This is a genomic window from Mangrovicoccus algicola, from assembly GCF_014903745.1.
Lineage (GTDB): Bacteria > Pseudomonadota > Alphaproteobacteria > Rhodobacterales > Rhodobacteraceae > Mangrovicoccus > Mangrovicoccus algicola.
The window spans coordinates 39,094-48,533 of sequence record NZ_JACVXA010000038.1; the positions used below are offsets into that span (position 1 = coordinate 39,094).

8 protein-coding genes are annotated in these 9,440 nt (G+C 67.9%); all 8 read right to left on the reverse strand.

Annotated elements, in window-relative coordinates; all coding sequences use genetic code 11:
- Window positions 1-140 precede the first annotated feature (140 nt).
- Complete coding sequence (locus tag ICN82_RS12855; protein WP_193183395.1) at window positions 141-1,622, reverse strand: inorganic phosphate transporter; 1,482 nt, start codon at window positions 1,620-1,622, stop codon at window positions 141-143.
- Between the two features lie 96 nt (window positions 1,623-1,718).
- Window positions 1,719-2,816, reverse strand: coding sequence for a redox-regulated ATPase YchF (ychF, locus tag ICN82_RS12860; protein WP_193183397.1), 1,098 nt, complete (start codon window positions 2,814-2,816; stop codon window positions 1,719-1,721).
- 71 nt (window positions 2,817-2,887) lie between these two features.
- Window positions 2,888-3,799, reverse strand: a complete 912-nt coding sequence (locus tag ICN82_RS12865) for an ABC transporter permease (protein ID WP_193183399.1) — start codon at window positions 3,797-3,799, stop codon at window positions 2,888-2,890.
- Window positions 3,800-3,805: 6 nt separating this feature from the next.
- Window positions 3,806-5,113 carry an ABC transporter permease gene (locus tag ICN82_RS12870; RefSeq protein WP_407943764.1) on the reverse strand — a complete coding sequence of 436 codons (1,308 nt, stop codon included), beginning with the start codon at window positions 5,111-5,113 and terminating at the stop codon, window positions 3,806-3,808.
- Window positions 5,114-5,233: 120 nt separating this feature from the next.
- Entirely contained in the window at window positions 5,234-6,307 is a 1,074-nt protein-coding gene (locus ICN82_RS12875) for an ABC transporter substrate-binding protein (protein WP_193183401.1), read from the reverse strand.
- Between the two features lie 290 nt (window positions 6,308-6,597).
- The gene (locus tag ICN82_RS12880; RefSeq protein ID WP_193183402.1) at window positions 6,598-7,692 is read right to left on the reverse strand and encodes an ABC transporter ATP-binding protein; all 1,095 of its coding nucleotides are present in this window, start codon (window positions 7,690-7,692) and stop codon (window positions 6,598-6,600) included.
- Between the two features lie 196 nt (window positions 7,693-7,888).
- Complete coding sequence (locus ICN82_RS12885; protein ID WP_193183404.1) at window positions 7,889-8,086, reverse strand: hypothetical protein; 198 nt, start codon at window positions 8,084-8,086, stop codon at window positions 7,889-7,891.
- Window positions 8,087-8,214: 128 nt separating this feature from the next.
- Window positions 8,215-9,267: a phosphotransferase gene (locus tag ICN82_RS12890; RefSeq protein ID WP_193183406.1), complete on the reverse strand. Its 1,053-nt coding sequence runs from the start codon at window positions 9,265-9,267 to the stop codon at window positions 8,215-8,217.
- Window positions 9,268-9,440: the final 173 nt, after the last annotated feature.

Here is a 9,440-nt window from a genome sequence, read left to right on the forward strand (position 1 = left end):
GAAACGGCAGGGCGCAGACACGGCGTTCGAACCCAAATGCGCCAGGCCGCCCTGGGGGCGGTCACGATCGCGGCGCCCGGGGACAGCCGCCCTGCTGCGACCACCGCCTCCCTGCACCGCCGCCGCTCCGGCGCGGCGGGTCAGGTGACGGCGCCGATCAGCAGGAAGATCGCGGCCGAAAGCAATGCGGCGGCTGGGACGGTGACGATCCAGGCCGCCCCGATGGTCAGGACATGCGCGCGGCGGACCAGCTTGCGGCGGCGGCGTTCCTCGCCCGGGACCACCGGGCGTTCGGGGGCGGCGTGGCGCGCCGCGCGATAGCGCCGTTCCGCATCCCATTCGCGGAAGAACCCCACGCCGAACACCGCGCCGACCGCGATATGGGTGGAACTGACCGGCAGGCCGAACCAGCTGGCGACGATCACGGTGATCGCCGCGGAGAGCGCCACGCAATAGGCGCGCATCGGGTTCAGCTTGGTGATCTCGCTGCCCACCACCTTGATCAGGCGCGGCCCGAACAGGAACAGCCCGAAGGAGATCCCGAAGGCGCCGATCAGCATGACCCACAGGGGAATGGCGAAGGTCTCGCCGAAACTGCCGGTCTGCACCGCCTGCACCACCGCCGCCAGCGGCCCGATCGCATTGGCGACGTCATTGGCCCCATGGGCAAAGCTCAGAAGCGCGGCGGAGACGATCAGCGGGATGCCGAACAGCACCTTGAGCGATCTCGAGCGGTTCTCCAGCCCGCGCGACTGGCGGCGCACGACCGGGATCATCACCAGCCAGATCGCAAGGCCCAGGGCCAGCCCGATCAGCAGCGCGGTGCCGAAGCCGATCGACAGCACGTGCTTGAGCCCCTTCATCGACAGATAGGCGGCGAAGGTGCCGCCCATGATGCCGACCAGCACCGGCACCCAGCGGCGCGCGGCGGCGATCTTGTCGTCGCGATAGATGATCTGCGCCTTGATGAACCACAGGAAGCCGGCCGCGATCACCCCGCCAAGGAGCGGAGAGATCACCCAGCTTGCCGCGATGGCGCCGATCTTGCCCCAGCTGACCGCGCCGAACCCCGCCGCCGCGATGCCCGCGCCCAGCACACCGCCGACCACCGAATGGGTGGTGGAGACCGGCGCGCCGATCCAGGTCGCCAGGTTCACCCACAGCGCCGAGGACAGAAGCGCCGCCATCATCGCCCAGACGAAGACATCCACCGAGCCCAGGCTTTCGGGCGCGATGATGCCCTTGGCGATGGTGGAGACCACGTCTCCCCCTGCCAGCAGCGCGCCCGCCGTCTCGAAGACCGCGGCGATGGCGATCGCGCCGCCCATGGTCAGCGCATTCGCCCCAACCGCCGGACCCATGTTGTTGGCGACGTCATTGGCGCCGATATTCAGCGCCATGTAGGCACCGAAGGCGGAGGCCACGACGATCACCAGCCCATGGCCGCTGCCGCCCAGCAGCAGCGCCGCGAACAGCGCCGCGGCGGCGATGAAGAGGAAGGCCGCGCCCTTGCCGGCCACCGGACGGCCGATCCGGGCGGCGCCCTGTTCCAGCGCGTTGATCCGCCCCAGGTCGCGGTCCAGCGTCTCAAGGTGGCGCGGTTCGAAATCTCTGTCGGCCATCGGCGATGCGCTCCGTTCTCGGCGGGCCCCGGGACAGCGCGACGCCGGCGGGGGCACGGGGCCCGGCCGCCGGCGTCGCATCGCCCCGGACCCGGGTCAGGCGTTGAAGAGGAAATGCAGGACGTCGCCGTCCTTGACGGTATAGGTCTTGCCCTCGACGCGCAGCTTGCCGGCGTCGCGGGCCTTGGCCTCGCCGCCCAGCGTCACGTAATCCTCGTAGGCCACGGTCTCGGCGCGGATGAAGCCGCGTTCGAAATCGCCATGGATCACCCCGGCCGCCTGCGGGGCCGCAGTGCCCTTGTAGATCGTCCAGGCGCGTGCCTCCTTGGGGCCCACGGTGAAATAGGTCTCAAGGCCCAGCAGGTCGTATCCCGCGCGGATCAGCCGGTCGAGCCCGGCCTCCTCCAGCCCCATCTCCTCGAGGAAGACCTGCGCCTCCTCCTCGTCGAGCTGGGAGATCTCCTCCTCGATGGCGGCGGAGATCAGCACCACCCCCGCGCCCTCGGCCCTGGCCATCTCCGCCACTTTCGCGGAATGGGCGTTGCCGGTGGCAGAGGCGCTTTCCTCGACATTGCAGACATAGAGGATCGGCTTCTGGGTCAGGAGCTGCAGCATCCGCCACTGCTTGCGGTCCTCCTCGGCCACGTCCAGGAGCCGCGCGGGCTTGCCTTCCTCCAGAAGAACCAGGGCGGCCTTCAGCAGGCGTTCCTGCTGGACCGCCTCCTTGTCGCCGCCGCGCACCTTGCGCGAGAGGTTCTGAAGCCGCTTCTCCACCGATTCCATGTCGGCGATGATCAGCTCCATGTTGATCGTCTCGGCATCCGACACCGGGTCCACGCGGCCGTCGACATGGGTGACGTCGTCATCCTCGAAACAGCGCAGCACCTGGGCGATCGCGTCGGTCTCGCGGATATTGGTGAGGAACTGGTTGCCCATGCCCTCGCCCTTGGACGCGCCCTTCACCAGGCCCGCGATATCGACGAAGGTCATCCGCGCCGGGATGATCTCCTTCGATCCGGCGATCTCGGCAAGCCTGAACAGCCGCTTGTCCGGAACCGCCACATCGCCGACATTCGGCTCGATCGTGCAGAACGGGAAGTTCGCCGCCTGCGCCGCCGCCGTCCGGGTCAGCGCGTTGAACAGGGTCGACTTGCCGACATTCGGCAGGCCGACGATCCCCATCTTGAAGCCCATGGTGCAAACTCCCTCACTGGTCGCGCCGCTCTTACGGGGCTGGCGCCCCGCGTGCAAGCACGCGCTCGGGATCAGCCCGGCGACAGCCCCCGCATCTTCTCGGAGCGCCGCCGCAGCAACTCCACCGCGCTCAGCAGCCCGATCGACACGATCACCAGGATGGTCGCGACCGACAGGATGGCCGGGCTGATCTGCTCGCGGATCCCCGCCCACATCTGGCGCGGAATGGTCTGCTGGTCATGGGCGGCGATGAACAGCACCACGACCACCTCGTCGAAGGATGTGACGAAGGCGAAAAGCGCCCCCGAGACCACGCCGGGCAGGATCAGCGGCATGGTGATCTTGAAGAAGCTGCGCGCCGGGCTGGCCCCGAGGCTGGCGGCCGCGCGGCTCAGCGAATGGTCGAAGCCCACCAGCGTCGCGGTCACGGTGATGATGACGAAGGGAATGCCCAGCGTGGCATGGGCCATGACGATGCCCAGGTAGGAATTGGCCAGCCCCGTGGAGGAGTAGAAGAAGAACAGTCCCGTCGCGGTGATGATGATCGGCACGATCATCGGCGAGATCAGCACCGCCATGATCGTGCGCCGGAACGGCATCTCCGGCCGCGACAGTCCCAGCGCGGCCAGCGTGCCGAGGAAAGTTGCCAGCAGCGTCGAGAAGAAGCCGATGATCACCGAGTTCTTGGCCGCGCGCAGCCATGTGGAATTGGCCCAGGCATCCGCCCACCAGGATCCGTCCCGCGCCGCATCGGGCGCCGACATGCCCAGCGTCAGCAGCATGTCGTACCAGCGCAGCGAATACCCCGTCGGGTCGAGCGACAGCATCTTCTCGGTGAAGGTGAAATAGGGCTCCGCGTTGAAGCTCAGCGGGATGATGATGAGGATCGGCGCGATCAGGAACAGGAAGATCAGCGCGCAGATCACCAGGTAGGTATAGTGCCAGACGCGTTCGAGCCGCGAGGCATGGGAAGGAAGCGCCATGGTCCGTTACCCCAGCTTCAGGTTGTCGATGCCCACCAGCCGGTCATAGAGCCAGTAGAGGATGAGAACCCCCGCCAGCAGCAGCGAGGCCAGCGCCGCCGCCAGCGACCAGTTCAGCGAATTCTGCATGTGGAAGGCGATCAGGTTGGAGATCAGCTGCCCGTCGGCGCCGCCGACCAGCGCGGGGGTGATGTAATAGCCGACCGCCAGGATGAAGACCAGCAGCGCCCCCGCCCCGATCCCCGGCACGGTCTGCGGCAGGTAGATGCGGCGGAAGGCGGTCCAGCTGGTCGCCCCGAGCGATCGCGCGGCCCGCACATAGGCGGGCTTGATCGGGCGCATCACCGAATAGAGCGGCAGCACCATGAAGGGCAGAAGGATATGGGTCATGGCGATGACCGTGCCCAGCTGGTTGTAGATCATCTGGATGCGGCCATCCTCGCCGATCACGCCAAGCCAGACCAGCGTGCTGTTGATCACGCCCTGGCTTTGCAGCAGCACCATCCAGGACGTGGTGCGCACCAGCAGCGAGGTCCAGAAGGGCAGAAGCACCAGGATCATCAGCAGGTTGGAATAGCGCAGCGGCAGCGTCGCCAGAAGATGCGCCACGGGAAATCCCAGCACCAGCGTCAGGAAGGTGATCAGCACCGACAGGATCGCCGTGCGCTCGAACAGCATGACATAGACCTGCCGCTCCTGCGGGACATTGACGATCTTTCCCGTCTCGTCCTTGGCCAGATCCAGCGCGGCAAGGTAGAAATTCGCGGTGAAGCGGCTGGAGGCGTCGCGCATCGCCTGCCACAGCATCGGGTCGGCCCAGTCCTCGTCGACATCCAGGATCGCCTCCCGGAAGGGCGCCTGCAGATCCTCGGCGCGACGGGCGGTCTTGGTGAACAGCGACCGCGTGCCCGGGGCCTCGTAATTGATGCGCGTGCCGACATCGCCCTGCCCGCGCAGATCGGCCAGCAGCACCAGATCGGCCGCGAGCGCGGCATAGGCGGCCTCGTCGGGTTCGGTCCCTGCCGGGTTGTCGTCGAACCAGGCGCGAAGCCCGGTCATGATCGGCGTCACCTCGCCGCTGGATCGGTCCACATGCTCAATGAAGCGCGGATCGCTGACCGAACGGCTCAGCAGCTGTCCGATGGGCAGCACGAAGGTCAGAAGGATGAAGGCCAGCAGCGGCGCGACCAGGTAGAATGCGCGGCGTTTCGCGCGGGCCTGGCTTTCGGCCAGCGCGGCCTTGAGCGGGCGTCCATCCGCGGTCTGCAGGCCCTGCGGGGCGGCCTCCGGGGGCGTGGCGGTCATGTCAGCCAAAGGAAATCTCCCGAAACGCGGGACGCGGCGGCGGGCGCGGTCCTGCGGCGCGTGCGACGGCACGCGGGTCGTGGGGACCGGTCCGGCGCGCGGGGCACCGGACCGGCGGTTGCGTCAGGTTCAGTTGGCCAGCCAGGCGTTGAACCGCTCGCTCAGCTCGACATTGCGGTCGGCCCAGAACTCCACGCTGGAGGGCAGCGCGACCTCCAGGTTGGCCTCGGCCGTGGGCATGTAGGGCCCCATCTCGGTCTCGCCGTCCTCGTAGAGCCCGACCAGCGGGCCGGAGGACTTGCGCGCCGGACCATAGGAGATCCACTTGGCCTGGTCGGCAAGCTGCTGGGTCTGCGTGGCGAAGGTCAGGAATTCCAGCGCGCGTTCCTGGTTGGGGGCGCCCAGCGGGATGACATAGCCGTCATATTCGTAGACCTGGCCGTTGAAGACGGACACGAAGGGCTTCTCCTCGGCCACCGCCGCCGAGAAGATGCGGCCGTTATAGGCGGTGGTCATCGCCACCTCGCCATCCGCCAGAAGCTGCGGCGGCTGCGCCCCGGCCTCCCACCAGACGACCTCGTCCTTGATCGTGTCGAGCTTGGCAAAGGCGCGCTCCACGCCCTCGTCGGTCTCGAGCATGTCATAGACCTCCTCCGGCGCAACGCCATCGGCCATCAGCGCCATCTCCAGGTTCACCTTGGGCGTCTTGCGCAGGCCGCGCTTGCCCGGGAAACCTTCCAGGTCGAAGAGATCGGCGATGGTCGTGGGCTTGGCATCGGGGAACTTGGTGTCGTCATAGGCATAGATCGTCGAGAAGACGATCGTCGCGACGAAGCAGTCGGTCACCGCGCCGGGCAGGAAATCCTCCATCGCCGGGGTGCCGTCAGGCGCATCCGCGAAGATCGACGGGTCGATCTCCTCCAGCAGGCCCTCGTCGCACAGGGCCATGGCATCGGCATATTCGACATCCGCGATCGAGACGGAGACATTGCCCGCCTCCACCTGCGCCTTGATCGGGGTGGCGGGATTGTCGGCGACCACGTCGATCACGGTCACGCCGGTCTTTTCGGTGAAGGGCTTGTGATAGGCCTCCACCTGGCTCTTGGAATAGGCCCCGCCCCAGGACATCACGGCCAGTTCCTCGGCCTGCGCTGCCACGCCTGCGGCGACCAGCGCCGAGGTCAGGATCAGAGTGCGTTTCATAGAAGTCTCCCGGTTGGTTTGGTTTTTTGTCCCGGCACACGCGCGGCGCCTGCCGGGAAGGTTCTGTCATCGCCGCATCGCGACAGTCGGGTTCAGCCCGACGCGCCCGCGATCGCCACGATGACGAATGCTGCGATCGCGGCCAGGGCGACCGCATCGGACAGCCCCAGTGTCACGATCGAAGATTGCCGTCCTTTCACCACTCGTACCACGTTTCGGTGTCCAGATTTCATGTTCCTCACTCCGCCTGCACGGGCCGTCCCCGCGGGCGGATCCGTCCGCGCGGCGTGTCAGACCGGGTCCAGCGCGCGGGCATCGGCCGGATGCCAGCCGATCCTGATGCGCTGTCCGGGGCTGAGCCTCTCCTGGCCCTGGATGTTGCGGCATTTCATGACGAAATCGTCATGCCCGGCGACGCGCAGCCGCGTACGGAAGAGATCGCCCATGTAGATGAATTCCAGCACATCCGCCTCCAGCGTGTGCCAGCCCGGCTGGATGCGGTCGGAGCGGAACTCGACCCTTTCAGGACGGATCGACACCAGGGTCTCGGATCCTGCGGCGCCGCTATTGACCGCGGTCGCGCCGATCAGCTCGCCGGTGGGCAGCCGCACGGTGGCTTGGTCGCCGCTCACGGACTCGATCTTGCCGCCCAGCTTGTTGTTTTCGCCGATGAACTGCGCCACGAAACTATTGTCGGGCCGTTCATACAGGTCCTCGGGCGGCGCCAGCTGCTGGATCCGGCCGTCATTGAACACCGCCACGCGGTCGGACATGGTCAGCGCCTCGGACTGGTCATGGGTGACGTAGACCACGGTGATGCCCAGCGATTCATGCAGATGCTTGATCTCGAACTGCATGTGTTCGCGCAGCTGCTTGTCCAGCGCGCCCAGCGGCTCGTCCATCAGCACCAGGTCGGGATCGAAGACCAGCGCCCGGGCCAGGGCGATGCGCTGCTGCTGCCCCCCCGAAAGCTGCGCGGGACGGCGACCGGCGAAGCTGTTCATCTGCACCATGCCGAGCGCGCGCTTGATCTTGGTCTCGCGCTCGCCCTTGCCCATGCCGCGCACTTCCAGCGGAAAGCTCAGGTTCTCGGCCACGGTCATGTGGGGAAACAGCGCGTAATTCTGGAACACCATGCCGATGCCGCGCTTGTGCGGGGGGATGTGGTTGATCTCGCGCCCGGCCAGGCGGATCTCGCCGGACGTGGCGGTCTCGAACCCGGCCAGCATCATCAGGCAGGTCGTCTTGCCCGACCCCGACGGTCCCAGCATGGTGAGGAATTCGCCCTTGGGCATGGCAAGGTTCAGGTCCTTCACGACCAGGGTCTCGCCATCATAGCTTTTCTGCACGCGGTCGAATTCGACCATCGGCGCCGTCACGTCCATACCTACCCCGTTTCTTTTGCCCAAATATTGGGTAATCGCCCAAATCGCGTCCGTCTACGATTGTGCGGCACCGGGCTGGCGGCATGCTCGAGATTGATTAAACTTTGTGCATGTCAACCCGGCGTCATCTTCAAACGCGCGCGGTCGGACATGAAAGGCAGGCCGGGGATGCCAGGGGCCGCCCCCGGCCTCGGGATCAGGTGGCGCCGCCGGTCCGGCGGGCGCGCAGATAGCCCAGTTCCGTGGCCAGCACGCCCAAAAGACCCGCCGCGATCATCGCGGCCTCGTCGCTGGCGGCAAGCTGGCCGCCCAGCCGCGGCGTCAGCAGTCCGGCGGAGACCAGCGCGCCGGAACCATAACGCAGCAGGATGCGGATCAGGGGAAGAATGGTCATGTCCATCTGGGGGTCTCCTTCGACTATGGGAACATGGCGCGCCCGTCGCAGGCGGCCGCATCCGTAGCTGCCAGTCAAAGGTGAAGGCCGCGCGGCGGCAGCGCGCGCAGCTCCCGCCACCGGAAGTGTCAGCCGCCGGTCAGCTTGCCCGGATGCAGCGAGACCAGGCCCCGCCGCGGACCCGGTTCCGCATCGGAAACCCAATCCGCGCCGCCCGCCCCCTGCACCAGCCGCCCGGGCCGGGATCCGGCGTCATTGCCCAGGAGGCCCCGGGCCCGCATCAGTTCCTCCAGCGCCGAACCGCCGCGACGCAGCACCCCGCGCCGCCAGAGCCGGAACAGCAGCCGGTCCTCGGCCAGGTCCAGCCCGGCGACATTTTCGGGCATCAGCGCCCCGTAGCCCTCGAAGAACCGGCGCCGGTCCTCCTCGCCCGTTCCGGCCCAGGGCGATCCCTCCGCGGCGGCCTCGGCCCGGCGCTGGCCGAGATCGACCAGGAATTTCGCCAGGTCGTGCTGCACGGGCCCGTAGACATCGTGTTCGCGATCGAACCCCACGGGGCGGCCGTCGCGCATGAAAAGGTTTCCCGCGTGGAAATCGCCGTGCAGCAGGCGCACCGGCCCCCGGGCGCCCCCCTGCTGCCGCTGGCGACGGCGCAGGCGGGCAAGGGCTTCGCCGATCGCCCCTTCCCCCTTCAGCAAGGGAAGCGCCGCCCGGGGCGGAGCGCGCCGCAGCAGCGGCAGCCGCCGCCCGGGACGGTGCAGCGCCGCAAGCCAGAGACCGGCCCGCAGCAGCATCTCCTCCCGCCCGGGCCCGCCAAGCAGCTCCGACAGCCGCGGCCCGTCGATCCATTCCATGGCCAGAAACCGGCCGCGGGCATCCAGATGGACCGGTGCCGCCGTCTCGGCCCCGGCTGCGGCCATGGCGGCAAGGGCCCGGTACTCCCCGGAATTGCGCCGCCGCGAGGCATGGGCCTTGATGGCCAGGTGCCGGCCGTCCGGCCCGCTCGCTTCGAGGATCACGCGACGGCGCCCGCCCCTGCGACCGGCATCGCGGCCGATCCGCAGCTCCCAGCCCCCGGCGCCGCCGGGCTGCGTCTCGATCCAGGACAGGATCGCCTCGCGCAGTCCGGTGGGCAGCGCGCCGATGCTTTCGGAAAGAGAAGAAAGGGATGATGGGGCCATCGGCGATGATTTACGCCAATACAGCCGCGCATCAACCTCAATCTCGGCCCTGTCCTGTGTGGGAATGAACAGGCAGGGCCGCAATTGCCGCACAGCCGCTGCGGCGCGGGTTTGGGGGCGCCCCGCGGGGGCGGGGCGCGTCTGGTCAGGCGATCTTTGCCAGGAGCTCTTCG

Coding starts and splice junctions, on each gene's coding strand:
- ICN82_RS12875 (WP_193183401.1), bottom strand. CDS start 6,307: ATGAAACGCACTCTGATCCTGACCTCGGCGCTGGTCGCCGCAGGCGTG.
- ICN82_RS12880 (WP_193183402.1), bottom strand. CDS start 7,692: ATGGACGTGACGGCGCCGATGGTCGAATTCGACCGCGTGCAGAAAAGC.
- ICN82_RS12885 (WP_193183404.1), bottom strand. CDS start 8,086: ATGACCATTCTTCCCCTGATCCGCATCCTGCTGCGTTATGGTTCCGGC.
- ICN82_RS12865 (WP_193183399.1), bottom strand. CDS start 3,799: ATGGCGCTTCCTTCCCATGCCTCGCGGCTCGAACGCGTCTGGCACTAT.
- ICN82_RS12890 (WP_193183406.1), bottom strand. CDS start 9,267: ATGGCCCCATCATCCCTTTCTTCTCTTTCCGAAAGCATCGGCGCGCTG.
- ychF (WP_193183397.1), bottom strand. CDS start 2,816: ATGGGCTTCAAGATGGGGATCGTCGGCCTGCCGAATGTCGGCAAGTCG.
- ICN82_RS12855 (WP_193183395.1), bottom strand. CDS start 1,622: ATGGCCGACAGAGATTTCGAACCGCGCCACCTTGAGACGCTGGACCGC.